Source organism: Kaistia sp. 32K, assembly GCF_016629525.1.
Taxonomy (GTDB): Bacteria; Pseudomonadota; Alphaproteobacteria; order Rhizobiales; family Kaistiaceae; genus Kaistia.
In genome coordinates, this window is sequence record NZ_AP024269.1 from 4413319 (window position 1) to 4438597 (window position 25279).

Genomic DNA, 25279 nt, shown 5'->3' on the forward strand with positions numbered 1-25279 from the left:
CTCTCCGGCGCGCCGCAACTAAAGCATATAAAATCTATCAATCTGGTCGGGTATATATAGGCTGCAACTCGCTGCACGGCATGGTCACGGCCCGGTTGAAACGGGATGCCGCGCACGGTGGGATGAACCCATTTGCGAGTTACGGCACCGACAATGACATCCAGTTCCGAGATAACTGCAGATCAGCTTCACCAGAAGTTGTCAGAGCCAGATGAGCTGGCGCTGATCGATGTGCGCGAAGCGAAATTCTATGCGCGCGGCCACATAAACCTTTCCGCCCACGTCGCGCTGAGCACGCTCGAACCGCAGATCCTGCGGACGGCGCCGCGCAAATCCGTGCCGATCGTCCTCGTCGATGAGGCGGATGGCGCTGCGGTGCGCGCCCGGGAGACGCTGCTCGGCCTCGGCTACACCGATGTCCGCATCCTCGCCGGCGGCGTCGCCGCATGGGCGGCGAACGGCTATCCGCTCGGCACCGGCTACAACACGCTCGTCAAGACGTTCTCGGATCTGGCGCACGCCAACTACGCCACGCCGACGATCACCCCGGCGGAGCTCGAGGCCCGCCTCGACGGCGGCGGCGCCACGACGATCATCGATTGCCGCCCCGAGCAGGAACACCGGAACATGACGGTCGCCGGCGCGCACAACGCGCCCGGCGTCGAGCTGGCGCTCTACGACCTGCCGAGGGGCAACGAGGCGGATCATCTCTATGTCATCAGCTGCTTCAGCCGGACGCGCGGCATCGTCGGCACGACGACGCTCGCCCGGCTGAACGGCCTGCGCAATGTCGTCTTCCTCGAGGACGGCATCATGGCGGCGTTCCTCTACGGCCTGCCGACGGGCCCCGGCGACCGCGATCTGCCGCCGCCCGGCAAGCTGATCCCGGCGGACGTGCTGCGGCAGCAGGCCGAAGGCATCGTCGATGCCCACGGGCTCAGCGTCATCGACGCGGCGCGCTATGCGGAATTCCTCGCGGAGCGGGACGAGCGGACGCTTTACGTTTTCGATGTCCGTCCGGAGGCGGCCTATCACGAGGGCCATCTGCCGGGTTCCCAGTCCGTGCCCGGCGGGCAGCTGGTCATGACCTATGACGTCCAGGTCCCGGTGCGGCATGCCCGCATCGTCCTGATCGACGACCCCCATCTGAAGCGCGCGGCGATCAGCGCCTTCTGGCTTTCCCATTTCGACGACGCGGAAATTCATATCCTTCCGCTCGATCCGGAGCAGGCGCAGGTCTCCGACACAGTCTCTCCCGCCCTGCCCGACGATGTCCGCTGGCTGGAAATTGCCGAGGCCGAGGCTCGTCTCCGCGAGGGCGTGACGGTCATCGATGTCGGCCCCAGCCTGAACTACGAGCAGGGCCATCTCCCCGGCGCGAATTTCGTTCTGCGGTCCGCCCTGCCTTCATGGCTCGAGACCCATCCGGCCCCCGCTGCCCTGCTCTTCACCTCGCCCGACGGCGCCAACGCCGCTTATGCGGCGTCCGAAATCCGTCGCCGGTTCGGCATCGACGCGTTTGCGCTCAAGGGCGGCACGGAAGCCTGGCGCCGCGCCGGCCTGCCGCTCGAAACCGAGTTCAAGCCGGAACAACTGCTGTCGCCCTTCGACGACGACTGGGGCTCGACCATGCGCGCCAAGGTGAACCGCGAGCCGCTGTTTCGCGACTACCTCGCCTGGGAGCGCAGCCTCGGCCACGCGATCGAGCAGGACGATACCGTGCGGTTCCGCTGGCTGGCCGCCAGCGCCGCCTGACGCCCGATTTTTCCAAACGACGATCCAAGCAAGGAGTCTGGGACATGGTCTCTCGCCGGCAGTTTTTCGGTCTCGGTATCAGTCTGGCTATCGGTCTCGGCATTGCCGGCGCGGCCGGCCCGTCTTTCGCAGACGAGAAGCCGCTGCGCATCGGCCTCGCCACCAGCATCGCCAATGACGCCGTCCGCCACGCCGCGCAGCTCGCCGAGCAGCAGGGCCTGAAGGTGCAGATCATCGAGTTCACGGATTGGGTCACCCCGAACTCCGCCCTCGCCAATGGCGATGTCGACGTGAACTACTTCCAGCACATCCCCTTCCTCGAGAACGCCGCCAAGGCGAATGGCTGGAACTTCACCCCCGTCGCTCCCGGCTACAACTCGGTCTCCGGCATCTATTCGGAAAAGCTGAAGTCGCTCGACGACATCAAGGACGGCTCGACGGTCACCATCGCCAACGACCCGATCAACACGGGCCGCGCGCTGCTCTTCCTGCAGGCGCAGGGCCTCATCAAGCTGAAGGACGGCGCCGATTTCCGCGCGACGCTCTTGGACGTCGTCGAGAACCCGAAGAACCTGAAGTTCGTCCAGGTCGAGGCCCAGCAGGTGGTGCGCTCGCTGCCCGACGTCGACTTCGTCGTCTCCGGCCCCTCCTTCATCAAGCTCGCCGGCAAGGATCCGGACAGCGCGCTCGTCTTCGAGAAGCCGGACAATGTCTACGCCATGCAGTGGGTGACGCGCGCCGAGGACGCCAAGGATCCGCGCCTCGCGAAGTTCATCCAGGTCTACGAGAACGACCCGGAAGTGAAGCCGCTGCTGACCAAGCTCTACAACGGCCACGTCACTTTCGCCTGGTAGGCGCGGCGCCCGTCGCCCGAAGCCGGGCAACCCGATCTCCAGATCCCGATACGCGGCCCGCGCCATCCCGGCGCGGCCGCTCCCCTCCCAGCCCCTTGGAATGAACGGAGTTTCAGCATGATCTCTCGTCGGCTATTCGCCGGTCTCGCCTTCGCCGTCGGCAGCGTCCTCTTGGCATCCGGCCCGTCTCTGGCCGCCGATACCAAGCCGCTGCGCATCGGCCTGGCGTCGAGCCCGGCCAATGAAGCCGTGCGCTTCGCCGCCGACCTCGCCGAAAAGCAGGGCCTCGACGTGAAGCTGGTGGAATTCACCGACTGGGTGACGCCCAACACCGCGCTCGCCAATGGCGACGTCGACGTGAATTACTTCCAGCACATCCCGTTCCTCGAGAACGCCGCCAAGTCGAACGGCTGGAACTTCACCGCCGTCGCGCCCGGCTACATCAGCTGGCTCGGCGTCTATTCGGACAAGCTGAAGTCGCTCGACGAGCTCAAGGACGGCGCGCAGATCGCCTTCGCCAACGACCCCGTCAACACCGGCCGCGCCCTCTTGTTCCTGCAGTCGCTCGGCCTGGTCAAGCTGAAGGACGGCGCCGACTACAACGCCACCCTGCAGGACGTCGTCGAGAACCCGAAGAACCTGAAGTTCATCCAGGTCGAGGCGCAGCAGGTCGTGCGCTCGCTGCCGGACGTCGATGCCGGGCTCACCTTCGCTTCCTTCGTCAAGCTCGCCGGCAAGGATCCGGCCGACGCCGTGGTGTTCGAGAAGCCCAGCAACGTCTTCGCCATCCACTGGGTCACCCGCGCCGAGGACGCCAACGATCCGCGCCTGCAGCAGTTCATCAAGATCTACAACGGCGCGCCCGAGGTGAAGAAGATCCTCACCGACCTCTACCACGGCCAGGTCGGCTTCGCCTGGTAACGACGCGGCAGGTCGCCAGACGGCGACCTGCCAACCAACGCTGGTCAACAGCGACAAACGACAGGGATCATCGGATACACTTCATGGGATACGATAAAAAGCTCCGCCTCAACGCGTTCAACATGAACAGCGTCGGGCACATATCTCATGGCACGTGGACGCATCCGCGCGACCAGTCGCCGAACTATACCGACCTCGACCAGTGGGTGAAGCTCGCCCAGACGCTCGAGCGCGGCAAGTTCGACGGCCTGTTCATCGCGGATGTGATCGGCACCAACGACGTCTATGGCGGCTCGCCCGACGCGGCGCTGCGCGATTCCGTCCAGGTGCCGATCAACGATCCGATCATCCCGCTCTCGGCGATGGCCTATGCCACCAAGCATCTCGGCTTCAACGTCACCGCCAATCTGACCTATGAGCGCCCCTATATCCTGGCGCGGCGTTTCTCGACCCTCGATCACCTGACCAAGGGCCGGATCGGCTGGAACATCGTCACCGGCTATCTCGACAGCGCCGCGCGGGCGATGGGCCTCACCGAGCAGATCCGCCATGACGATCGCTACGACATGGCGGACGACTATCTCGACCTCGTCTACAAGCTCTGGGAAGGGAGCTGGGAAGACGACGCCGTGGAGCGGAACCGCGCGAGTGGGCGCTTCACCGATCCGGCGAAGGTGCACCGGATCAAGCATGACGGCCCCTTCTACCAGCTCGACGCCATCCATCTCTGCGAGCCGTCGCCCCAGCGCACCCCCGTCCTGTTCCAGGCCGGCACCTCGTCGCGCGGCCGCGATTTCGCGGCGCGCCACGCCGAATGCATCTTCATGTCGTCGCAGGGCCAGAACGTCGAGCTGACGCGCAACATCGTCGCCGACCTGCGCCGTCGTGCCGTCGCCAACGGGCGGGCGGCGGACGACCTCAAGATCTTCGTCGGCGTCACCGTCGTGGTCGACCGGACGGAAGCGGCAGCCCGCGAGAAATATGCCGAATATGAGCGCTATGCGAGCGCCGCCGGCGGTCTGACGCATTTCTGCGCCTCGATCGGCATCGACCTCTCGCGCTACGGCCTCGACGAGCCGATCAACGCCGGCAGTACGCAGGCGATGGGCGCCGCCCTCGACGCCATCACGAAATACAATACCGGCGCGTCCTGGACCGTCCGCCGCCTGCTCGACGAGATGAAGCTCGGCTCCCGCAACAAGCCGATCGTCGGCTCGGCGTCGCAGGTCGCCGACGAGCTGACGGCATTCGCGCGCGAGACCGACATCGACGGCTTCAACCTGGTGCGGGTCGTGACGCCGGAAAGCTACGAGGACTTCGTCGATCTCGTCGTGCCGGAACTGCAGCAGCGCGGCGTCTTCAAGGAAGAGTACGAGGAAGGCACGCTGCGCGAGAAGCTGTTCGGGCATGGCAGCGGCCAGCTCCCGGACCGCCATTACGGCCGGCGGTTCCGCTACCGCCCGTCCGGCGCTGCCGGTGACGCCAATGCGCCTCTGCACGAAGGGACCGCCTCATGACGCACCCAGCAGGAACCGATGCCCTGGCCGCCTGGGCGGGACCCGCGCTGCGGACGGCGGAACTGGCGGGAGCCCCCCATCCGGGATCGATCGTCTCCCGAGGCGAAACGCGGAGCGTCCCCGCTTCTGAGAACCCGCGATCGGCTGCCAGCGTGGTGTTCGAGGGAATTGAGAAGATCTATGCGACGCCGTCGGGCTCGGTGCAGGCGCTGAAGGACATCAGCATCGAGATCCGCCAGGGCGAGATCTTCGGCTTCATCGGCCGCAGCGGCGCCGGCAAATCGACCCTGATCCGGCTGATCAATCGACTGGAGCGTCCGACCAGCGGCACCGTCGTCGTCAACGGCGTCACGGCTTCCGGTCTCGTCGGCGAAGGGCTGGTGCAGTTGCGCCGTCGCATCGGCATGATCTTCCAGCATTTCAACCTGATGTCCGCCAAGACCGTGGCGCAGAACGTCGCCCTGCCGCTCGTGATGGCGGGCGCGCCGCGACGGCAGATCGATCGCAAGGTCGAGGAGCTGCTGTCGCTCGTCGGCCTCTCAGACAAGCGCGACGCCTATCCGGCGCAGCTCTCGGGCGGCCAGAAGCAGCGCGTCGGTATCGCCCGCGCGCTCGTGCACGATCCCGACATCCTGCTCTGCGACGAGGCGACCTCGGCGCTCGATCCGGAAACCACCCAGTCGATCCTCGGCCTGCTGCGCGAGATCAACCGCAGCAACGGCATCACCGTCGTGCTGATCACGCATGAAATGGCCGTTATCCGCGAGATCTGCGACCGCGTCGCGGTGCTCGATCACGGGCGGATCGTCGAGCTCGGCGACGTCTGGAAGGTCTTCGGCAATCCCGAGCACGAGGTGACGAAATCGCTGCTCGGCCAGATCGAGCACGGCATTCCGGACGATCTGACCGACCGCCTCCAACCCGGCTTCCCCGCCGGCGCGGGAACGCTGCTGGTTCGCGCCACCTTCCTTCCCGAGAGCGGCGGCGCGCCGGATCTGCAGGCGGTGCTGAAGGTCGTGCACGGCCCCGTCCAGCTTCTGGACAGCGCTGTCGACCGCATCCGCGGCCACACCGTCGGCCGGCTGCTGGTCGCCGTCCCGTCCGAGGGCAACCGCCCGGAAGAGATCGAGACCCGGCTGGGCTCGCTTCCTCCCAACGTCCAAGTCGAGGTGCTCGGCCATGTTTCAGCTCCCGTTTGACGCCTATGCCGAAGTGACCGTCGCGGCGGCGTGGGAGACGGTCCAGATGGTCGCCGCGGCCGGACTGCTGACGCTGCTGCTCGGCCTGCCGATCGCCATCCTGCTGATCGCCACCGGACCGGGCGGCGTGCTGGAGGCGCCCCGTCTCAACCGGGTCGTCGGCGCCGTTATCAACGCGTTCCGCTCGACGCCCTTCATCATCCTGCTCGTCGCGCTGATCCCGATCACCCGCTTCCTGGTCGGAACGTCGATCGGGCTTTGGGCAGCGGTGGTTCCGATCACCGTCTCGGCCACGCCGTTCTTCGCGCGCGTCGCCGAAGTCGGCCTGCGCGAGATCGACCACGGCCTGATCGAGGCGGCCGAGGCGATGGGCGCCCGGCGCTGGCAGATCATCTGGCACGTGCTGCTGCCGGAGGGGCTCCCGGCCATTATCGGCGGCTTTACGGTGACGCTGGTGTCGGTCACCGGCATGTCGGCCATGGCCGGCGTGGTCGGCGGCGGCGGCCTCGGCGATCTCGCCATCCGCTACGGCTACCAGCGCTTCGACACCACCGTGATGATCACGGTCATCGCCATCCTGATCGCGCTGGTGAGCATCATCCAAGTATCCGGCGACCGCCTGGCGCGCCGGCTCAACCATCGCAAATGACGACGCGGCGGCCGGTATTCCGGCCGACCCGTCATCCCATCCAGACTTCCGAACAGAGTATCGGCCGCGCAAGCGACGCGCCGGCCGAAAAGACAAAGGACATCAGCCATGGCATCGACGATCACGGAATATAGTTCCAGCGATCTCCTGAACATATTCAATCCGATTTTCGATGAGATCCGGAAGGACGCGGCCGCGCGGGAGCGTAATCGCACCCTGCTGTTCGAGCAGATCGGCTGGCTTCGCGAGAAGAAGTTCGGCGCGTTGCGGGTTCCGGTCGAACTCGGCGGCTATGGCGCCTCGGTCGTGCAGCTGTTCGACCTGCTGATCCAGCTGGCGGCGGCGGATTCCAACATCCCGCAATCGCTGCGGCTGCACTTTTCTCGCGTCGAGCGCATCGTCCTCGACTCGGAGCTTGAAAAGCAGAAGGTCTGGATCGAGCGCGTCGCGCGCGGCGAACTGTTCGGCAACGCGACGACCGAGGCGCCGGGTCCGGCGATCGGCGAGGTGCGCACCCGCGTCGTGCCGCATGCCGACGGCAATTTCCGCTTGAACGGCCGCAAGGCCTACGGGACGGGCAGCCTCTATTCGCAGTGGATCCCGGTGGTCGCCGTCGACCACAAGGGCGACCGCATCACCGCCATCGTGCCGGCCGACCGGCCGGGCGTGACGCTGGTCGACGACTGGGGCGGCTTCGGCCAGCGCCTGACGGCGACCGGCACGACGATCTTCGAGGACGTTGTCGTCTATGCCGACGAGCTCTCGGAGCACGGCAAGCGGACGTCGCGCTCGGGAAGCGGCTTCGCGCAGCTGGTGCATCTCGCAACCCTCGCCGGCGTCGCCGCCGCCACGGCGCGCGACGTCACGGAGAAGGTCGCCGGCCGCCAGCGCGTCTATTACACCGGTCCGGGCGGCCTGCCGCGCCACGATCCGATCATCCAGACGCAGGTCGGCAAGATCGGCGCGGCCGCCAACGCCGCCCGCTCCATCGTGCTCGGCGCCGCCGCGTCGATCCAGGACGCCTGGCTGCTGTGGAACCAGCATGGCGAACATGCGCCGGCGACGGAGGAGGCCTATATCCAGGCCGATCTCGCCATCTCGTCGGCCCAGGTGACGCTGGTTCCCTTGGTTCTCGGCGCCGCGACCGAGCTGTTCGACGCGCTCGGCGCCTCGGCGATCGACGCGAACACCGGGCTCGACCGGCATTGGCGCAACGCTCGCGCGCTCTCCTCGCACAACCCGCACCTCTACAAGGCCCGGGTCATCGGCGACTATCTGCTGAACGGAACCCTGCCGCCGCTGTTCGTAGCGGGCGACGATGTCGGCGTGCTTCCGAACCAGGAAGCCGCCCGCTCGACCGAAGCGGCCTGATCGGCCGGCGCTCTCCGCGCCTTGGCTTCGATCGGACAGCACGGATCGATCCCGGAACTGGCGACGGCCTCGCGGCAAGCTGCCAGTTCCCTCCCGGCGCTCCGGAAGCGCACCCGCTACGCCTTGCCCGCCGAGCCGGGCCTTGCGGAATAAAAGCCTCCTGAGCTAACCGCCCGGCGCCGAAGTCGTGCCCAAAATCACTTAGAATTGAGAATTATAGAAAATAATCCTTATTGTCGTTCTGCATTAGAATTTAATGCTTCGACGATATTGGGTGGAATCGGGAAACTTCAACCATGAGATGAGGCCGGTCCCCATATCGGAGGACGGGCGAGCAGGAGAGACAAGCCGATGTCGCGGTCGCGAAACGTGTGGGGCGGCGTCAGCCGTCGCGGATTCATTCAGGGCGCGGCCGCCGCGGCCATGCTGCCGTTGCTGGCGAGCGCCGGCTTCGCCGCCGACAAGCCGCTGGCCGGGCAGAGCCTGAACCTGCTCGTCATCCAGCCGCACACCGTGTCCGGCAACAAGCTGGCGGCGGATTTCGAGGCCGCGACCGGCGCCAAGGTCAACGTCACCGTCGTTCCCTACGACCAGATCCAGGCCAAGGCGACGCTCGACGTCCAGTCCGGCGTCAACGAGTTCGACGTCGTCGACTACTGGTATCCGACCAAGGGCCAGCTCGCCGACGATGGCGTGATCGCCGACGTGACCGAGTGGATCGAGCGCGACAAGGCCGAGGTCAAGCCGGACGATTTCCTGCCGCTGGTCTACGACGCCTACACGCTGCAGGACGGCAAGCGCTACGGCCTGCCCTATGACGGCGACGCGCATCTCCTGTTCTACAACAAGGAGATCCTCGACCGGAACGGCGTCGCCGTGCCGAAGACCTGGGAAGAGTATCAGGCGGCCATCGAGAAGATCACCGCGGCCGAATCCAAGAACGGCATCTATGGCGCGGCCGTGCTCGGCGGCAAGGCGCCGATCATCATCGGCTCGAGCTACGCCAACCGCCTCGCCGGCTTCGGCGGCAAGTTCCTGAACGACGACGGCACCTCGGCGCTCGACAGCGAGGCGGCGGTCGCCGCCGCGAAGGCGCTCGTCGCCGCGGGTCCCGCTGCGCTGCCGACGCCGCTCGAGACCCGCTTCGAAGAGGGCCTGCCGGCCTTCCTCGGCGGCAAGGTCGGCTTCATCGAGTTCTGGAGCGATCTCGGCGTCTACGCCCAGGATCCGAAGGGCTCGCAGATCGTCGACAAGTGGGGCGTGACGCAGATCCCGGTCGGCGGCAGCAACACCCAGCCGCGCCTGGCGCTCAACGCCGGCTTCGCGCTCGGCGTGTCGTCCGGTTCGACCAAGAAGGACGCCGCCTGGCAGCTGGTCAAGTTCGCGACCAGCCCGGAATACCAGGAGGAGCTGGTGCTCCTGTCCGGCAGCGGCATCGATCCGGCCCGCCAGTCGGTGCTGTCCTCGGAGAAGTACAAGGCCTTCGCGCCGCAGGTGCAGGAAGCGCTTTCGAACGCGCTCGGCCAGAGCCTGCCCTGGCCGACGACGCCTGCCTCGCCGAAGCTGCAGCAGGCGCTCGCCGACGAGCTGGCGCTGGCGCTCGCCGGCACCAAGACCGCCGAAGAGGCGATCAAGGACGCCCACGCCCAGTGGCAGCAGATCCTCGCCGAGTAAGTCGTTGATTTGACGGGATCCCGTCCGCCCTGGCGGCCGGGATCCTCGTTTTTGGCAGAGCATGCCCACCCGCTCCGGCGGGTGGGATCTTTCTTTTGTGACAGAGCATGCTAATGGCGTCGCGACCGTCGCCGTGCCATCCGGGTCCGGCGTCGCCAACGCAGGATCGCAGCTGGGCGGCTTGAAGCGCCTCGCCCGCCAGAGGACAAGCATGACCAGCATCCCTGAGGCCGAACGAGCCGGAAGAGGCCGTCTTGCCGCCGCGCCGGAGAAAGCCTCCGTCTCGCCGCGCGACTGGCGGAACGCGCTCTGGGTCGCGCCGCTGGTGTTCTCGCTGATCGTGACGACGGTCTATCCCACGATCTTTCTTGTTAGCCTCGCGTTAACCAAAAGCACGCTCGGCAAGCCGTTCGGCGCCTTTGTCGGCCTGAAGCCCATCACCCGGGCGCTGTTCGACCCGAATTTCCACAGCGCCGTGTTGAAGAGCGTCCTCTTCGCCTTCTCGTCGGCGATCGTCGAGCTCGTCATCGGCTTCGCGCTGGCGAGCCTGTTCGTCGCCCTGCTCAAGGCCGGCCGCTACCTGCTCACCCTCGTGTTGCTGCCGCTGATGACGCCACCGGTGATGGTCGGCATCGCCTGGAAGCTGATACTCGCGCCCTCCGGCGGCCTGCTGAACGGCATCCTGCTCTCGTGGGGCGTCATCGACCAACCGATGTCGTTCCTGGCCAGCCCGGTTCCGGCCTGGCTCTCGATCGGCGTCGCCGATCTTTGGCAGTGGGTGCCGTTCGTGACGATCCTCTGCTTCGCCGCACTGGTCAGCCTGCCGGACGGCGTGCGCGAGGCGGCGCAGATCGACGGCGCCGGCCCCTGGCAGCGGCTCCGCCATGTGATCCTGCCGCTGGTCGCCGCCCCCCTCGCCTCGATCTTCCTCCTGAAGCTGATCATCGGCTTCAAGCTGTTCGACCTCGTCTATGTGCTGACCTTCGGCGGTCCCGGCTTCACCACCACCAACGCCACCTTCGGCATCTGGCGGCTCGCCTTCGAGCAGTTCGACGTCGGCCGCGCCGCCGCCCAGACGCTGATCTTCGCCATCGTCATCGGCATCGTCACCATCCCCGTCGTGCGGCTGCACAAGCGGGCGTCGGAGTATTATTCATGACGCGCCCGTCGACCCGCATCCTGCAGGCGTTCGCCGCCCTCCTCGCCGTCGGCTTCTTCCTGCTGCCGGTCGCCTACCTGCTCTCGGTCTCGTTCAAACGGCCGGACGACGTGCTGACGGGCCGCTTCTGGCCCACCGACCCGACGCTCGCCAACTGGCCGGCCGCCTTCGAAGCGACGTCGCTCTCGACCTTCATCCTGAACTCGGTCGTCGTCTCGGTGCTGTCCGGCGTCCTCACCATCGCCATCACGCTGCCCGCCGCCTATGCGATGATCCGGCTCGGCATCGGCAAGAAGTTCCTGCCGCAGGCGACGCTCGCGAGCTACATCGCGCCGCCGATCGTCGCGCTGCTCCCCTTCTTCTTCCTGCTGAAGACGATCGGGCTCCTCAACACCCATGCCGGGCTGATCCTGGTCAACGGCCTCCTCAACATCCCGGTCGCCTTCTGGCTGATCGCGCCCTTCCTGCGCCGGGTTCCGGCCGAGATCGAGGAAGCGGCGGCGCTCGATGGCGCGAACCGCTTCCGCACGCTCGTCTCGATCGTCGCGCCGATGATTGCGCCCGGCATCGCCGCGACCTCGATCATCGTCATCATCCTGAGCTTCAACGAGTTTCTGCTGGCGTCCGGGCTGACACTCTCCGACAGCATGCGCACGCTCACCGTCGGCATCTCGCTGTTCCAGGGCGACCGGCTCGTCAATTTCGGCCAGATGGCCGCCGCTTCCCTTGCCGGCATCGTGCCGATCTATGCCATCGCCCTCCTGATGCAGAAGCATCTGGTCGAGGGTCTTGCGCATGGTGGCGTAAAATGATGTCAAGGCGCGATCAGGAGGATCCATGTCCGCAGTTTTGAACGCCCGCACCGACGGCTACCGCGTCCTGGCCCAGGCCGACATCATCCCGCATCTCAACACCATGCCGGAGATCGCCGCGATCCTCGGCGGCGCGCCGTCGCAATGGACGATCCGTGACGTCGCCGACGGCTACATGAACGCGGTCTTCCTCGTCGATGGCCCGAAGGGCGGCATCTGCGCCAAGCAGGCGCTCCCCTGGGTGCGCTATCACGGCGAGAGCTGGCCGCTGTCGGAGGACCGGGCGTTCTTCGAGGCGAGCTACATGCGCCGGCTCGATCCAATCGTAGGTCCCCTCGCGCCAAAACTGCTGCATTTCGATCCGAGCCTGCAGTTCCTGGTGATCGAGAAGCTCACGCCGCACATCGTGCTGCGCGGCGAGCTGATCGAGGGTCGCCGCTACCCGAAGGCGTCCGAGGATGTCGGCCGCTATGTCGCGCTGGCCGCTTTCCACACCTCCGATCTCGGCGTGCCGTTCGAGCGCAAGTTCGAGGATATCGGCCTCTTCGCCGGCAATCACTCGCTGCTCCGCATCAGCGTCGACCTGATCTTCCTCGACCCCTATCTCGAGACCTGGCGCAACCGCTTCGTGCCCGAGCTCGGCGCCTGGGCGAAGGCGTTCCGCGAGGATGTCGAGCTCAAGACGGCGGTCGCCCGCCATCGCAACGCCTTCCTCAGCAACCGCCAGGCGCTGCTGCATGGCGATCTGCATTCCGGCTCGGTGATGGTGACCGAGGACGACACCCGCGTCATCGACGGCGAATTCTCGACCTTCGGCCCGATCGGCTTCGACCTCGGCGCCTATGCGGCGAACCTGATCCTGAACTGGTACGCGCAGGGCGGCTATGACCGCCCGGTCGAGGAGCGCGACAGCCACCGCCAGTGGCTGCTCGAGCAGGTCGCCGTGCTCTGGGACACCTTCCGGCGCGAATTCCTCGCCCTTTGGGAACAAAACCCCGACGCCGGCGGCGACGGCTATCCGGCGGCGCATTTCTCCGGCCCGGCCGGCGCCGCCCGCCTCGCGACCCTTCGGCGCGACTATGTCGACGCGATCTTCGCCGATTTCGTCGCCTTCGCCGCGATCAAGATGATCCGCCGCGTGCTCTCCTACGCGCAAATCGCCGATTTCGGCGTGATCGAGGACACCAAGCTCCGGGCCGAGATGCAGGCGAACGCGCTGGCCTTCGCCCGCGAAGTGCTGACGAACCCCGCCCGCTTCGCCGATCTCGGCGCCTTCCTCGACGCGGTGCCCCGCTTCGAGGGCGCCGGCCTCGATCCCCTCGCCCGGAGCTGAGCCCGCCCATGACCCATTTGACCTTCACTCCGGACGTGGTGCTGCTCGACATCGAGGGCACGATCAGTTCGCAGTCGCATGTGACCAACGTCCTCTACGCCTATCTGCGCGAGCGCCTGCCGGCCTATGTCGCCGAGCACCGCGACGATCCCGTCATCCAGAAGATCCTCGCCGATACGATCGCCCTCTCCGGCACGGACGAGGACCCGGTCGAGACACTTCTCGGCTGGCTCGCCGAGGACAAGAAGGCGCCGCCGCTGAAGAAGATCCAGGGCCTGATCTGGGAGCACGGCTACGCCGAGGGCGCCTTCACCGGCCACATCTTCGACGATGCGCTCGCCGCGCTCCAGCGCTGGCACGCCGCCGGCGTTCCGCTCTACATCTTCTCCTCCGGTTCGATCCAGTCGCAGGTGCAGTTCTTCCAGTTCAACCAGGCCGGCGATCTGCGCTCCCTGTTCAACGGTCATTTCGACACCGACACCGGCGCCAAGGTCGAGACGGCCTCCTATGGCAAGATTGCCGAGGCGATCGGCGTCGCGCCGGAACGGCTGCTGTTCTTCTCCGACAATCCGCGCGAGCTGGTCGCAGCGACGGCGGCCAAGCTGCCCGTCGTGCATGTCCTGCGCGAGGACACGGCGCCCGACGCGCGCTTCCCGGAAATCCGCTCCTTCGACGAAGTGGAGCTGGGACCGAGGGCCAATTGAACCCCGGCCTGCCGACGCTCGACCGGCGGCGGATGGAGGCGGAGATCGCCACCGACAACCGCTTCGACGCCGTCGTCATCGGCGGCGGCATCACCGGCGCCGGCACCTTTCGCGATCTCGCCCTGCAGGGCCTCCGCGTCCTTCTGGTGGAGCGCGACGATTTCGCCAGCGGCGCCAGCAACGCGCTGACCCGCATCGCGCATGGCGGCTTCCGCTATCTCGAGCGCGGCGACGTCGGCCTCGTGCGGGAATCGGTCATCGAGCGGGATCTCCTGATTGCCAACGCCCCGCATGTCATCCGGCCGATCCGGCAGGTCCTGCCGCTGCGCAGCCGCTTCGGCGGGTTGTTGGCCGCGCCCTTCCGCTTCCTGAAGCTATTGCCCGGCCACGGCATGCCGGGCGTCGTGCCGATGTGGATCGGCGTCCGTCTCTACGAGGCCTTAGCGGGAAGCCGGCGCGCCATGGCGCGCGGCGGCGCGGCGATGGGCGAGCGGGCACGCCGCCTGTTTCCCTATCTCGGGCCAGAGGTCGCCGGGGTGGTCTGGACCTATGAGGGCCGCATCCACGCGCCGGAGCGGATCGCCGTCGAGCTCGTCGAGGACGGCGTCGCGGCGGGCAACCGCTCGGCCGCGCTGAACTATTGCCGGCTCGTCGCCGCCGAAGGAAACCGGCTGACGCTCGAACACACGCGGACCGGCACGCGGTTCGCCGTCGAGGCCGGCGTCGCGGTGAATGCCGGCGGCGCGCATGCCGACAAGATCGCGGCGCTCTTCGACATCAGCGAGCGCATGACCGGCGGCGTCGCCGGCATCCATGTCGTGCTGGAGGCGCCCTCGATCGCCAGGGCGCTCGGGGACGATCTCTTCTTCTTCGAGGACCACAACGCCGACCCGGCCAAACGCCGGCTCTGCGTGCTCTACCGGCTCGGCGAGAACCGCCTTCTGCTCGGCACCAACGAATTCGCCTGCGACGATCCCGACCAAGCGGGGATCGACGCGGCGGACGAGCAATATCTGCTCGACGCGCTCGCCGCCGCCCTGCCCGGCCATGGCCTCACCCGCGCCGACATCGTCGCGCGCCTGGTCGGCGTGCGGCCGCTGGTGAAATCGACCACGGCCGATCTCGCGAGCCGCAGCCGCAGCCACGCCATCTTCCGGCATCAGCCGACGGGCCTGCCGCTCGTCACCATCATCGGCGGCAAATGGACGACGTTCCGCCGCATGGCGGAAGACGCGGCTGACGCCGTGCTCGCAGAACTCGGCCGGGCCCGCACGCTTTCGACCGCGCATCTCGCCATCGGCGGCGGCCGGAATTTTCAGCGCGCCGATATCGTCCGGGAGCTGATGGCGAGCGGGCTCGACACCGGCCTCGCCGAACGCCTTGCCGACACCTATGGCAGCCGCGCGACGCGGGTAGCGGAATGGATCCGGAGCGAGGGCGCGGAGCCGGTCTCGGCCGACGGCCGCCTGACGCGCGGCGAGATCGCCTTCTTCGCGGAAGCGGAACTCGCCGCGACAGTGGAAGACATCCTCCGCCGGCGCAGCGACCAGTTTTTCCGCGGGAGCGAGCTGGAGGCGCTGACGGCGCGGATCGCGGCCATCCTCGACAAGCGGCGGTAGCGCCGGCCTTCTTGAACCTCCCCCTTGAGGGGAGGTCGAAAACGCCCTTCGCGTTTTCGGGAGGGGGACTTCGCACCGCTCGCGGCAAATCCGACGAAGACCCCCTCCCCAAGACCGCCGACAGGCGGTCTTGACCCTCCCTCAAGGGGAGGGTTCAGGACGTCGAGATCTCATTCTCAAATTGTAGGCCGTCATGCAGCGCTCGATTTCCATCATCTGAGGTGCCCGAGCGCAGCTCGGGCCTCGAAGGACGCACGGTCTCTCTGCGTGCTTCGAGACGGCCCTGCGGGCCTCCTCAGCATGATGAGGTGGGTTTCCTGCAAAGACGAGGCGAGAGGCGAAGGGGCAACATCGCCCTCATCGAGCGGATCGGATCGCGCCACCCTCCGCCATCATCCCGGCGAAGGCCGGGATCCAGACACACCGGCCTATGGCCGATAGGCTGGGCCAATCTTTCCTGGCCAGTGTTCATGGGCCCCGGCCTTCGCCGGGGCGACGGTGCCCTGCCCATGGGCCGTGGGCTGCATGGAAGCACCGCAGATGCGGCGGTAGTACTTCAGGAAGCCGACCCGGACGTACCGGACCGGCTCCCTGCACTCCAGGAGGCTCAGAGGACGTCGAGCTCGAGCTCGTCCGCCAGCGCCTCTTCCTTCTGCTCTTCCGTCAGGGTGATCTCCTCGGAGACCCCTTCGGCATCCTTCACGTCGAAGGTATCCGGCAGCTCGTCGTTCAGCGACCAGTAGGCGAGCATCGCCGCCTCGGTCCGGTTGCTGGCGATCACGTCGACGGTGATCGTGACCTGGAAATGGTCGCCTTCGAATTCCTCGAAGTCCGTGTCGAGTTCGGCTTCCGTCTTGTCCGACATGTCTGTCTCCGCAGCTTTCTGGGAATCATGGATGAGGTTGCTTCTGCCCGACCCCGGGGCTCTCCTACGCAGTTTGCGCTCCGGCGGGAAGGCCGATCCCGACGCCGCGGGCGCAACCCACACATCCGGCGGGCCGGCGAGAGCCAAATCCTGCGGGCCCTTCACAATCCTGCATGCCTTTCGAGATCCGATGTCCTAGGCTCGGGGAAGTGCCTGCCCGTCTACCAGTCCCAAAAGGTAATCTCATGACAGCAAGTCCGTGGCGCGCCGATCCCCTCGTCTGGGGAACGGGTTCCCGCGTCTTCGAGGTTTTCCTCGAGCCCACCTGCCCCTATTCCGTCCGCGCCTTCAACAAGCTCGACACGCTCTTGGCCGAGGCCGGCGCCGACCGGATCACGATCAAGCTCCGCCTGCAGTCGCAGCCCTGGCACATGTATTCCGGCGTGCTCGTCCGCTGCATTATCGCGGCATCGACGCTGGAAGGCGGCAAGGAGACGGCGAAGAAGGTGATCGCCGCGATCGGCGCGCATCGCGAGGAATTCGAGTTCACGCACCACGCCGGCGGGCCGAACCTCGACGCGACGCCGAACCAGATCATCGAGCGGCTGGAAGCCTATAGCGGCGTGAAGCTGAAGAAGGCCTTCGCAATTCCGGATCTCGACCGCGAGATCAAGTGGCACTGCAAATATGCGCGCCAGAACGGCATCCACGTCTCGCCGACCTTCCTGATCGACGGGCTGGTGCAGCCCGACATCGGCAGCGGCGACGAGGTTTCGAGCTGGGTATCGAAGCTGCTGCCGGCCTAGCCTGCAACAATTGCGTTCGGGAGGGGCCGCGAGGCCCCTCCCGGAGCGGGCGGCCTACACCGCCAGCGGGCGCACCCGCATCTTGATGTGCTTGGATTCGCGGAACGCCGCGAGGCCTTCCGGTCCGAGCTCGCGGCCCATGCCGCTCATCTTCCAGCCGCCGAACGGCGCCTGCAGTTCCGTCGTGTCGTTGACGTTGACGCCGATCGCCCCCGCCTCGATCCGGTCAGCGAGCGCCCAGGCCCGTTCCAGATCGCGCGAATAGACGTAAGCCGCGAGTCCATAGGGCAGCGCATTGGCGACGCGGAGCGCCTCGGCGTCATCCGCCACCGGGCGGATCGCCGCGAGCGGGCCGAAGGTTTCCTCCGTCAGCGCCAGCGCGTCGTCCGGGGCGTTGTCGACGAGGGCCGGCTCGTAGAAGAAGCCGTTGGCATATTCCTCGCCCTCCGGGATCCGGCCGCCGACGAGCAGCTTGCCGCCCTTGGCGACGGCATCGGCCACGTGGGTCGTCACGCGCTGGCGCACGCCCTCATGCAGCATCGGGCCGTAGAGCACGCCGGGCAGGCTGCCATTGCCGAGCTTGATCTTCCGCGTCTCGGCGACCAGCGCCTCGACGAAGTCCTTGTGGATCCCCTTCGAGACCAGGATGCGGTTCACCGCGATGCAGATCTGGCCCATGTTGGAGAAGGAGCGGCGCGCGGCGGCCGCCGCCGCCTCGACCGGATCGGCGTCGTCGAGCACGACGAACGGGCTCTGGCCGCCGAGCTCCAGCGACAGGCGCTTCAGCGTGCCGGCGGAGGCGCGCATGATCGACTGGCCGGCCGGTACCGAGGCGGTCGCCGTGATCATCCGGATATCCGGATGCTCGGCGAGTGCGGCGCCGACTTCCGGCCCCGTGCCCGGGATGTCGTTGACGACGCCTTCCGGCACGCCCGCGTCGACGAAGCACTGCACCACCATGCCGATCGCCAGCGGCGTCTCGTGCGGCGGCTTGGCGACGAGCGTGCAGCCCGCCGCCAGCACCGGAGCGATCTTCCAGCAATAGAGATCGACCGGATAGTTCCACGGCACGATGGCGCCGACGACACCGACCGGAGCCGTCGTCACCATGCTCTTGATGTCGGGCCGCGACGAGGGCCGGAGCGAACCGCCGATACGGCGGCCCTCCTCCGCGTAATAGCGGATCACCTCGATGCCGAAGCCGATCTCCTTCTTCGAATCCGGCACCGGCTTGCCCTGCTCGCGCGTCAGCGTCGCGGCGATCGCGTCGATGCGCTCGGCGACGAGATCCGCCGCGCGGTGCAGGATTTTTGCCCGCTGGTCGGCGTGCATGGCGGCCCAGGCGGGCAGCGCGCGGCCGGCGGCGGCGACGGCGAGGTCGACATCCGCCCGCGACGCCAGCGCGCTGGAGCCGACCAACTCGCCGGTCGCCGGATCGCGGATCTCGATCCGCTCGCCGTTCACCGCGTCGCGCCAGGCGCCGCCGATGAAAAGTCCTCGTTCCATTGTGCTCATCGCGACTTCAGCCTCCGCCACAGTTCCTCGTAGTTGCGGTCGTTCTGGGCGTTGGCTTCCGCCTTGCTGGTCGTGTTGGGGTTCACCATCACGAAGGGCTGGATGCCCTGCTGCACCAGCTTCTCGGCCGTCGTCGCCACGATCGCATGGGCGATCGCGATGGTGACGCTGGTCGAATTGGCGCCGACCGGATGCTCCAGGCCCTCGATCACAAGCGAGGCGTCCGCCTTCGGAATGCCGGTGTCGATGACGACGTCGGCCACCTCGAACAGGCGCTTGCCGGAGGAGTGGCGCGAGGGGGTGACGCTCGAATGCGGCAGCGAGGTCACGCCGACCACCTTCATGCCGCGTGCCTTGCACTCCAGCGCGATGTCGAGGATCACCGCGTTGATGCCGGAATGCGAGAACAGCACCATCGTGTCGAGCGGGTCGAGCTGGTGCGAGTTCAGGATCGCCTTGCCATAGCCCTCGACGGCATGGATGAAGCGATACTGCCGCGCGCCCATGTCGCCGAGCACGCGGTGGAACGAGATCATCGTGCTCTCGACGATCGGCCGGAAGCCGGTGATCGTGCCGGTGCGCGGAAAGCTTTCGAGAGCCGGCAGCGCGCCGTGGCCGGTGCCGAAGGTGAAGGCGAGCTTGTCGGCGGCGAGGCTCGCCGCGCAGAGTTCCGCCGCCTGTTCGATGGCCGCGGCCTGGGTCGTGCGGACCCTTTCGAGCCGCTCGGCCAGATTGTTGAAATAGCGGTCGACCATCGACGTCATGACGTCACCTCGTTCTTCTTCGTTGCAAATGCGGCGATCGAGTCGAGCGCGACCTCGAACAGTTCGCGCTCGGCGACGGCCATGGAGGCGTCGTCGATCTTCTCCTGGGTAAAGGCGTCGACGGTGGCGACGCAGAGCGTCGAGGCGCTGGCGCCGAGCACGCGAGCCGCGACCAAGAGCGCCGAGGTCTCCATGTCCGTGCCGATCAGGCCGAGGCGCTGGATGTCCTGCTTCAGCGTGTCGATCATCGCCCGGCTCTGGCCGGAGAGGCCGAACATCTCGGTATAGAAGCCGTCATAGGTGCCGTAGACGCCGGCGTGCCAGGTGCGGCCCGAACGGCCAAGCTGCTGGCGCAGCGTCGTGTTCAGCTCAAAATCGGCCATGGCCGGGAAGCCGAGCGGCGCATAGGTGTTCGACGTGCCCTCGGCGCGCAGGGCGCCGTCCGCCAGCACGAAATCGCCGAGCTTCGCCGGCGGCACGGCCATGGCGGTGCCGATACGCAGGAAGCTGCGGACGCCGAGCGCGAAGAGCTCGTGCAGGACGATGGTCGCGATCGGCGCGCCCATGCCGAAGGCGCTGACGGTGATGCGCTGGCCGTTGCGGGTGCCGGTGACGGTGCGCAGGCCCCGGTTCTCCGGCAAGAACTCGACATCGCTGAGGTGCTCGGCGATGCGGCCGATGCGGGCGGGATCGCCGACGAGAATGGCACCGCTGCCGACCTGATCGCGCTTCGCGCCGATGTACCAGGCGGTGTTGGTCTTTTCGTCTTGCTTGGTCATTCTCTCAATGCACTTTCATTTTCAGAAGTCTGGCGCGCATTTTCGGAAGTCTGGCGCCCCAGAAGCAGCCGGCGCGCGGCGGCATGGCCGGAGCGCACGACGGCAGCAAGATCGGTTTCGCCCTTGGCGAGCGCGGCCAGCACGCCGCCGGCGAAACTGTCGCCGGCGCCGGTCGGATCGGTCACGGAGATGGGCTCGGCCGAGACGGTGACCGACTGGCCGTCCCGGGTGATCGCCGCGCCGGCGCCGCCGCGCGTCTCGATCAGGGTCTGGCCCGGCCGGGCCGCGTCGGCCTCGGTCAGCGCTTGCTGCACGAACGCGGCCTCGGCATGGCTGAAGCAGATCAGGTCGGCGCGGGCGGCGAAGCGGGCGGCCTGCGCCACCGACATCGCGCGCGGGTCGTGCTTGACGATCCAGGCGAGGCGCGTGTCGGGACGGATCGCGTCGAGCACGGCGTCGTTGACGGCGGCCGGGCCGATGGTGACGCAGACCCAGTCGGCCGTGCCGACCAGTTCACGCTGCGCCGGCGAGAGTGTCAGGCCGGGAGGAATGCCGGGATCGTAGAGGCAGATGCAGCCGCCATCGGGCTCATAGGCGAGCACGGAGACCGGCGTGCGCGCGCCGGCGACGGCGTCGAGCCCCCGGCCCGGCACGCCCCGCGCGGCGAGCTGGTCGCGATAGGCCGTGCCCGCCGCGTCGTCGCCGATCCAGCTGACCGGGACCGCCTGCGCGACGCCGTCGGCGACAAGCGCCATGGCGACGAAGGCGGGTCCGCCGCCGAGGCGCGGCCAGGCGTCCTCCGGCCGATGCAGGATGGTCGTCGTCCGGCCCGCCTGCGGCGACCCGTCGAGAACAGCGACATGGTCGAGACTGGCAAAGCCGGTGATGGCGATGGTGGTCATGCCAGCATCCCGAGCGCTTCTTCAAGCGGCACGACTCGGCCCATATAGCGGTCAATGTCCTCCAGCGAGGCCTCGGCCAGATGCGGCCGGTTGGAATTGGTCGCCTCGCGCGGCACCACCGGCTCGAAGCCGTTGGCGAAGGCGTCCTGCGCCGAAGCGCGGATGCAGACATTGGTCTTGACGCCGGCGATGACGACGCGCGTCACCTTCTGCTCGTGCAGGAACAGCGCGAGATCGGTGGCGAAGAAGGCGCTGAAGCGGCGCTTGAAGATGGTCGTCTCGTTCGGGCCCTCGGGGCGAAAATCGGCGAAGAAGGCGGCGTCATGCGCATCTTCGAGATGATGGACGGGGAGCTTGCGCCATTCGAAATCGTCGAATGCCGGCCGGTGCTTCTCGACCGCGTGCACGACGATCCCGCCCGATTTCCGCGCCGCTTCGAGCAGCGCCCGCATCGGCTCCAGCACGGTCTCGACGCCGGCATAATAGTTCGGCTGGCCGGGCTCGAAGAACGAGTTGATGACATCCACGAGGATGAGCGCGGTCTTTTGATTATCGACCAATTCAGGCTCCTTTGTTCCGCGCACGCTTCATTGTGATGGCGACCAGGGTGAGGATGACGATGACCATCACGTAGGGCAGCGTCTGCACCAGCTCGGCCGGCAGGCCCCGGCCCTGCAGGCGGATCTGGATCGCGTCGAACAGGCCGAACAGCAGCGCGCCGAGCGCCGTCGGCCAGGGCCGGTTGCGGCCGAAATAGAAGGCGGCGAGCGCCAGGAAGCCGCGCCCGGCGGTGATGCCTTCGTTGAAGATGCCGACGACGCCGATGCAGAGATAGGCGCCGGCGAGACCCGACATTGCGCCGGCGAAGACGGTCGAGGCGTCGCGCAGGTTGAGCGGGTTGAGGCCGAGGGCGCGGGCCGCCTGCGGCGCCGCGCCGGCGGCGCGGAGCCGAAGCCCCATGCGCGTGCTGGCGAGGAACCACGCCGTGACCGGCACCAGCAGCCACGCGGCCCAGGTGAGCGGATCATGGTCGGAGAAGATCGCGCCGAGGATGGGAATGTCTGCGACGACCGGGATATGGATGCGCGGCAGCATGGCGACGTCGGGAAGGCTCAGCGTGCCCGATGTGCCGTACCAACTCTTCAGGAAAAAGCGCACCAGCCCGGCGACGGCGATGTTGAAGCCAAGGCCGACGATGATCTCGTTCGCCTGCAGCCTGGTGACGGTGAGCGACATCAAAAGGCCGAGCAGGCCGCCGACGAGGGCGGCGGCGACGAGCGCCGCCGGCCAGCTTCCCGTCTGCGAGGCCACCATCAGCCCGACCAGCGCGCCGGCCAGCATCATGGAATCGAGACCGATATTGACGAGGCCGGCGACGCGGTTCACCAGCCCGCCGAGGGCGGCGAGCAGGATCGGCGTCGTCATCACGAAGGCCGCGTGGATGATGTTGTCGATCATTTGCCGCCCTGCCGCTGTTTCAGGAGCCAGCCGAAGCGGGCGACCGCGAAGATCATCACCGTTCCCTGCAGGATGTTGACGATCTCGATCGGCACGTCGCTGAAGAGCTGGATGGTGGCGCCGGACGTCGCCAGCGCGCCGAAGAGCAGCGCGGCGAGCAGGATGCCGATCGCCGAGCCGCGACCGAGCAGCGCCACCGCGATGCCGGTGAAGCCGTAGCCGGGCGAGAAGCCGACGACGAAGCGGTTGACGGTCCCGAGCGCCTGGATGCCGCCGGCAAGCCCGCCAATGGCGCCCGAGAGCAGCATCATCTTGATGATCAGCATCGGCACGTTGATGCCCGACGCGATGGCGAAGCGCGGGTTCAGGCCGGCGAGCCGGGTCTCGAGCCCGAGCGCCGTGCCGCGACCCCAGAGCCAGTAGAGCACCAGCAAAGCGATGGCGATCAGGAAGCCGGCGTTCAGCGTCGAGGGTGGCAGCAGGCGCGGCAGGCGTGCGGCTTCCGCCACCATCGGCGTCGCCGAATTGGCCGATCCCGGCGCCAGCAGCGGGCCGTTCACCAGCCACGCCGTGAGGCTGACCGCGATGAAGTTCAGCATCAGGGTCGTCACGACCTCGTCGACGTCGAGCCGCGCCTTCAGGAGCGCCGGCACCAGCATCCAGAGCGTGCCGGCGATCACGGCGGCGCCGAGCGCGAAGGGGAGCAGCAGCGCGGCCGGCAGGCCGACATAGGTGAAGCCGACATAGGCAGCGGCGAGGCCGCCGACGAGGACGCAGCCCTCGACGCCGACATTGAAGACACCCGAGCGAAACGCGACGGCGGTGGCGAGGCCGGTCAGGATCAGCGGCGTCGAGGCGGCCACCGTCGCGGCGATGCGCTTGACGCCGCCGAAGGATTCCTGGAGCAGCAGCCAGTAGACTTCGAGCGGGTTGTGGCCGGCGACGCCGAGCACGATGCCGGCGACGACGAGGGCGAGCACCAGCGGCGCGACCGCCAGCGCGACGTCGCGCCAGCCGACCGCCGGGGTCGCCCGGGCGGAGGAAGCGACGGCGCTCATGCGGCGTGCTCCTGGCGGTGTTCGCCCAGCATCATGCGGCCGAGCTCCTCGACCCTGGCCGAGCCGCGCGCCACTTCGCCGGTGACGCGGCCGTCATAGAGCACGACGATGCGGTCCGACAGCGCGATGAGTTCATCGAGTTCCTCCGAAATGACCAGAACCGCCCCGCCGCCCTCGCGATAATCGAGCAGGCACTGGTGGATGAAGGCGATGCCGCGAATGTCGACGCCGCGCGTCGGCTGGCAGGCGACGAGCAGCTTCGGGCCGCCGTCGAGCTCGCGCGCCATGGCGACGCGCTGCTGGTTGCCGCCCGACAGGCTGGAGATCGGCAGCGCCGACGAGGCCCGCTTGACCGAGAAGCGGTCGAGCAGGGTTTCGACATGGCGCTTGATGGCGCGCTTCTGCAGGACGCCGCCCTTGCAGAGATCCGGCGAGCGATGCCGGCCGGCGATCAGGTTTTCCGCGATCGGCGCCGGAAGGCAGAGCCCCTCCGCCGCGCGGTCCGGGCTCAGATAGGAGAGGCCCAGCTCACGCCGGGCGCGCAGGCCGAGCTTGGTCACGTCCTGGCCGTCGAGCTTGACCGTGCCGCGCTCGATCCGGCCGAGGCCGGTGACGGCGGCGATCAGTTCGTCCTGGCCGTTGCCGGCGACGCCGGCGATGCCGACGATCTCGCCGGCGCGGACATCGAGATCGAGTTCCTTCAGCCGCAATACGCGACGGGCGTCCATGGCGGCGAGGCCGCTGAGTTCGAGCACCTTGCGGCCGACCGTGCTCGGCCGGGCGTTCGGGCGGCTCAGGATCTCGCCGATCATCATTTCGGCCAGCGCCGCCTTGTTGGTCTCGGCGGCGGAAAGCGCGCCGATGACCTTGCCGGTGCGGATGACGGTGATCTCGTCGGCGAGCGCCATCACCTCGTCCAGCTTGTGGCTGATGAAGAGGATGGTGCGACCCTCCGAGCGCAGCTTGCGCAGGAGCACGATCAGCTCCTGCACCTGCGCCGGCGCCAGCACCGCCGTCGGCTCGTCGAGGATAAGCACGTCGGCGCCGCGATAGAGCAGGCGCAGGATCTCGACGATCTGGCGCACATGCACCGGCGCGTCGTCGACCGGCATGTCCCAGTCGAGCGTGACGCCCGCCTCGCGCTCCAGTTTTCGCGCGGCGTCGAGGGCCTTCTTGCGGTCGATGCGGCGCAGGCCGTCGAGCGGTTCCTGCGCCAGCACCAGGTTTTCCAAGAGCGTCAGCCCCGGCACCAGCATGAATTCCTGGTGCACCATGCCGATGCCCTTCGAAAAGGCATCGGCCGGGCCGAAGAAGACGGTCGGCATGCCGTCGACGAGGACGACGCCCTCGTCCGGGCGGTCCATGCCCTGCAGGATGCGCATCAGCGTCGACTTGCCGGCGCCGTTGCCGCCGACGATGGCATGGATGGTTCCGCGACGGGCGCGGAAGGTGATGCCGTCATTGGCGACCAGCGCGCCGAACCGTCGGGTGACGCCCTGCGCCCCCAGGCGGATCGTCGTGTCCGGCTGAAACTCATCCATCGACATGGACCGTCCTTACGAGTG

At 67.6% G+C, this 25279-nt stretch carries 23 protein-coding genes; 14 read left to right on the plus strand and 9 right to left on the minus strand.

Annotated features, from left to right (window positions below; translation table 11 throughout):
• The first annotated feature begins 198 nt into the window (after window positions 1-198).
• The 13 genes from K32_RS20415 (at window position 199) to K32_RS20475 (ending at window position 15567) form a co-directional block, all read left to right on the plus strand.
• On the plus strand, window positions 199-1755 hold the full coding sequence (locus K32_RS20415) for a rhodanese-like domain-containing protein (protein WP_201401270.1): 1557 nt from the start codon (window positions 199-201) through the stop codon (window positions 1753-1755).
• Window positions 1756-1799: 44 nt separating this feature from the next.
• A complete protein-coding gene (locus K32_RS20420; protein WP_201401271.1) occupies window positions 1800-2609 on the plus strand; it encodes a MetQ/NlpA family ABC transporter substrate-binding protein in 810 nt (269 codons plus the stop codon).
• Between the two features lie 117 nt (window positions 2610-2726).
• Window positions 2727-3530, plus strand: a complete 804-nt coding sequence (locus tag K32_RS20425; RefSeq protein WP_201401272.1) for a MetQ/NlpA family ABC transporter substrate-binding protein — start codon at window positions 2727-2729, stop codon at window positions 3528-3530.
• A gap of 83 nt (window positions 3531-3613) precedes the next feature.
• A complete protein-coding gene (locus K32_RS20430) occupies window positions 3614-5047 on the plus strand; it encodes an LLM class flavin-dependent oxidoreductase (protein ID WP_201401273.1) in 1434 nt (477 codons plus the stop codon).
• Complete coding sequence (locus tag K32_RS20435; protein WP_201401274.1) at window positions 5044-6246, plus strand: methionine ABC transporter ATP-binding protein; 1203 nt, start codon at window positions 5044-5046, stop codon at window positions 6244-6246. The genes K32_RS20430 and K32_RS20435 overlap by 4 nt, the downstream gene beginning before the upstream one ends.
• Window positions 6227-6895: a methionine ABC transporter permease gene (locus K32_RS20440; RefSeq protein WP_201401275.1), complete on the plus strand. Its 669-nt coding sequence runs from the start codon at window positions 6227-6229 to the stop codon at window positions 6893-6895. The genes K32_RS20435 and K32_RS20440 overlap by 20 nt, the downstream gene beginning before the upstream one ends.
• A 108-nt stretch (window positions 6896-7003) precedes the next feature.
• On the plus strand, window positions 7004-8266 hold the full coding sequence (locus K32_RS20445; protein ID WP_201401276.1) for an acyl-CoA dehydrogenase family protein: 1263 nt from the start codon (window positions 7004-7006) through the stop codon (window positions 8264-8266).
• 351 nt (window positions 8267-8617) lie between these two features.
• Complete coding sequence (locus K32_RS20450) at window positions 8618-9940, plus strand: sugar ABC transporter substrate-binding protein (RefSeq protein ID WP_201401277.1); 1323 nt, start codon at window positions 8618-8620, stop codon at window positions 9938-9940.
• A 211-nt stretch (window positions 9941-10151) separates the two neighbouring features.
• The gene (locus K32_RS20455; RefSeq protein WP_201401278.1) at window positions 10152-11099 is read left to right on the plus strand and encodes a carbohydrate ABC transporter permease; all 948 of its coding nucleotides are present in this window, start codon (window positions 10152-10154) and stop codon (window positions 11097-11099) included.
• Complete coding sequence (locus tag K32_RS20460; RefSeq protein ID WP_201401279.1) at window positions 11096-11911, plus strand: carbohydrate ABC transporter permease; 816 nt, start codon at window positions 11096-11098, stop codon at window positions 11909-11911. Before K32_RS20455 ends, K32_RS20460 begins: the two co-directional genes overlap by 4 nt.
• A gap of 25 nt (window positions 11912-11936) precedes the next feature.
• Entirely contained in the window at window positions 11937-13244 is a 1308-nt protein-coding gene (mtnK, locus tag K32_RS20465) for an S-methyl-5-thioribose kinase (protein ID WP_201401280.1), read from the plus strand.
• Between the two features lie 8 nt (window positions 13245-13252).
• A complete protein-coding gene (gene mtnC, locus K32_RS20470; protein ID WP_201401281.1) occupies window positions 13253-13948 on the plus strand; it encodes an acireductone synthase in 696 nt (231 codons plus the stop codon).
• The gene (locus K32_RS20475; protein WP_201401282.1) at window positions 13945-15567 is read left to right on the plus strand and encodes a glycerol-3-phosphate dehydrogenase/oxidase; all 1623 of its coding nucleotides are present in this window, start codon (window positions 13945-13947) and stop codon (window positions 15565-15567) included. The genes mtnC and K32_RS20475 overlap by 4 nt, the downstream gene beginning before the upstream one ends.
• Window positions 15568-16174: 607 nt before the next feature.
• Here K32_RS20475 and K32_RS20480 read toward each other — a convergent pair.
• A complete protein-coding gene (locus tag K32_RS20480; protein ID WP_201401283.1) occupies window positions 16175-16432 on the minus strand; it encodes a hypothetical protein in 258 nt (85 codons plus the stop codon).
• Between the two features lie 245 nt (window positions 16433-16677).
• On the opposite strand from K32_RS20480, the gene K32_RS20485 reads away from it, so the two are divergent.
• Window positions 16678-17238: a thioredoxin domain-containing protein gene (locus K32_RS20485; RefSeq protein ID WP_201401284.1), complete on the plus strand. Its 561-nt coding sequence runs from the start codon at window positions 16678-16680 to the stop codon at window positions 17236-17238.
• Between the two features lie 54 nt (window positions 17239-17292).
• Here the strand turns inward: K32_RS20485 and K32_RS20490 are convergent, their stop codons facing one another.
• Genes K32_RS20490 through K32_RS20525 form a run of 8 tightly spaced genes read right to left on the minus strand, consistent with a single transcriptional unit; the run spans window position 17293 to window position 25255 of the window.
• The gene (locus K32_RS20490; RefSeq protein ID WP_244669648.1) at window positions 17293-18744 is read right to left on the minus strand and encodes an aldehyde dehydrogenase; all 1452 of its coding nucleotides are present in this window, start codon (window positions 18742-18744) and stop codon (window positions 17293-17295) included.
• Window positions 18745-18749: 5 nt separating this feature from the next.
• Window positions 18750-19517, minus strand: a complete 768-nt coding sequence (locus K32_RS20495) for a sugar isomerase domain-containing protein (RefSeq protein WP_201401286.1) — start codon at window positions 19515-19517, stop codon at window positions 18750-18752.
• Window positions 19514-20296, minus strand: coding sequence for a nucleoside phosphorylase (locus K32_RS20500; protein ID WP_201401287.1), 783 nt, complete (start codon window positions 20294-20296; stop codon window positions 19514-19516). The genes K32_RS20495 and K32_RS20500 overlap by 4 nt, the downstream gene beginning before the upstream one ends.
• Window positions 20293-21198, minus strand: coding sequence for a carbohydrate kinase family protein (locus K32_RS20505; protein WP_201401288.1), 906 nt, complete (start codon window positions 21196-21198; stop codon window positions 20293-20295). The genes K32_RS20500 and K32_RS20505 overlap by 4 nt, the downstream gene beginning before the upstream one ends.
• On the minus strand, window positions 21195-21758 hold the full coding sequence (locus K32_RS20510) for a cysteine hydrolase family protein (protein WP_201401289.1): 564 nt from the start codon (window positions 21756-21758) through the stop codon (window positions 21195-21197). Before K32_RS20510 ends, K32_RS20505 begins: the two co-directional genes overlap by 4 nt.
• A gap of 1 nt (window position 21759) precedes the next feature.
• On the minus strand, window positions 21760-22656 hold the full coding sequence (locus K32_RS20515) for an ABC transporter permease (RefSeq protein ID WP_201401290.1): 897 nt from the start codon (window positions 22654-22656) through the stop codon (window positions 21760-21762).
• Window positions 22653-23714 carry an ABC transporter permease gene (locus K32_RS20520; RefSeq protein ID WP_201401291.1) on the minus strand — a complete coding sequence of 354 codons (1062 nt, stop codon included), beginning with the start codon at window positions 23712-23714 and terminating at the stop codon, window positions 22653-22655. The genes K32_RS20515 and K32_RS20520 overlap by 4 nt, the downstream gene beginning before the upstream one ends.
• Window positions 23711-25255, minus strand: coding sequence for an ABC transporter ATP-binding protein (locus K32_RS20525; RefSeq protein ID WP_201401292.1), 1545 nt, complete (start codon window positions 25253-25255; stop codon window positions 23711-23713). Before K32_RS20525 ends, K32_RS20520 begins: the two co-directional genes overlap by 4 nt.
• Between the last annotated feature and the right edge of the window lie 24 nt (window positions 25256-25279).

Coding starts and splice junctions, on each gene's coding strand:
- K32_RS20420 (WP_201401271.1), top strand. CDS start 1,800: ATGGTCTCTCGCCGGCAGTTTTTCGGTCTCGGTATCAGTCTGGCTATC.
- K32_RS20425 (WP_201401272.1), top strand. CDS start 2,727: ATGATCTCTCGTCGGCTATTCGCCGGTCTCGCCTTCGCCGTCGGCAGC.
- K32_RS20430 (WP_201401273.1), top strand. CDS start 3,614: ATGGGATACGATAAAAAGCTCCGCCTCAACGCGTTCAACATGAACAGC.
- K32_RS20435 (WP_201401274.1), top strand. CDS start 5,044: ATGACGCACCCAGCAGGAACCGATGCCCTGGCCGCCTGGGCGGGACCC.
- K32_RS20440 (WP_201401275.1), top strand. CDS start 6,227: ATGTTTCAGCTCCCGTTTGACGCCTATGCCGAAGTGACCGTCGCGGCG.
- K32_RS20445 (WP_201401276.1), top strand. CDS start 7,004: ATGGCATCGACGATCACGGAATATAGTTCCAGCGATCTCCTGAACATA.
- K32_RS20450 (WP_201401277.1), top strand. CDS start 8,618: ATGTCGCGGTCGCGAAACGTGTGGGGCGGCGTCAGCCGTCGCGGATTC.
- K32_RS20455 (WP_201401278.1), top strand. CDS start 10,152: ATGACCAGCATCCCTGAGGCCGAACGAGCCGGAAGAGGCCGTCTTGCC.
- K32_RS20460 (WP_201401279.1), top strand. CDS start 11,096: ATGACGCGCCCGTCGACCCGCATCCTGCAGGCGTTCGCCGCCCTCCTC.
- mtnK (WP_201401280.1), top strand. CDS start 11,937: ATGTCCGCAGTTTTGAACGCCCGCACCGACGGCTACCGCGTCCTGGCC.
- mtnC (WP_201401281.1), top strand. CDS start 13,253: ATGACCCATTTGACCTTCACTCCGGACGTGGTGCTGCTCGACATCGAG.
- K32_RS20480 (WP_201401283.1), bottom strand. CDS start 16,432: ATGTCGGACAAGACGGAAGCCGAACTCGACACGGACTTCGAGGAATTC.
- K32_RS20485 (WP_201401284.1), top strand. CDS start 16,678: ATGACAGCAAGTCCGTGGCGCGCCGATCCCCTCGTCTGGGGAACGGGT.
- K32_RS20490 (WP_244669648.1), bottom strand. CDS start 18,744: ATGGAACGAGGACTTTTCATCGGCGGCGCCTGGCGCGACGCGGTGAAC.
- K32_RS20495 (WP_201401286.1), bottom strand. CDS start 19,517: ATGACGTCGATGGTCGACCGCTATTTCAACAATCTGGCCGAGCGGCTC.
- K32_RS20500 (WP_201401287.1), bottom strand. CDS start 20,296: ATGACCAAGCAAGACGAAAAGACCAACACCGCCTGGTACATCGGCGCG.
- K32_RS20505 (WP_201401288.1), bottom strand. CDS start 21,198: ATGACCACCATCGCCATCACCGGCTTTGCCAGTCTCGACCATGTCGCT.
- K32_RS20515 (WP_201401290.1), bottom strand. CDS start 22,656: ATGATCGACAACATCATCCACGCGGCCTTCGTGATGACGACGCCGATC.
- K32_RS20520 (WP_201401291.1), bottom strand. CDS start 23,714: ATGAGCGCCGTCGCTTCCTCCGCCCGGGCGACCCCGGCGGTCGGCTGG.
- K32_RS20525 (WP_201401292.1), bottom strand. CDS start 25,255: ATGGATGAGTTTCAGCCGGACACGACGATCCGCCTGGGGGCGCAGGGC.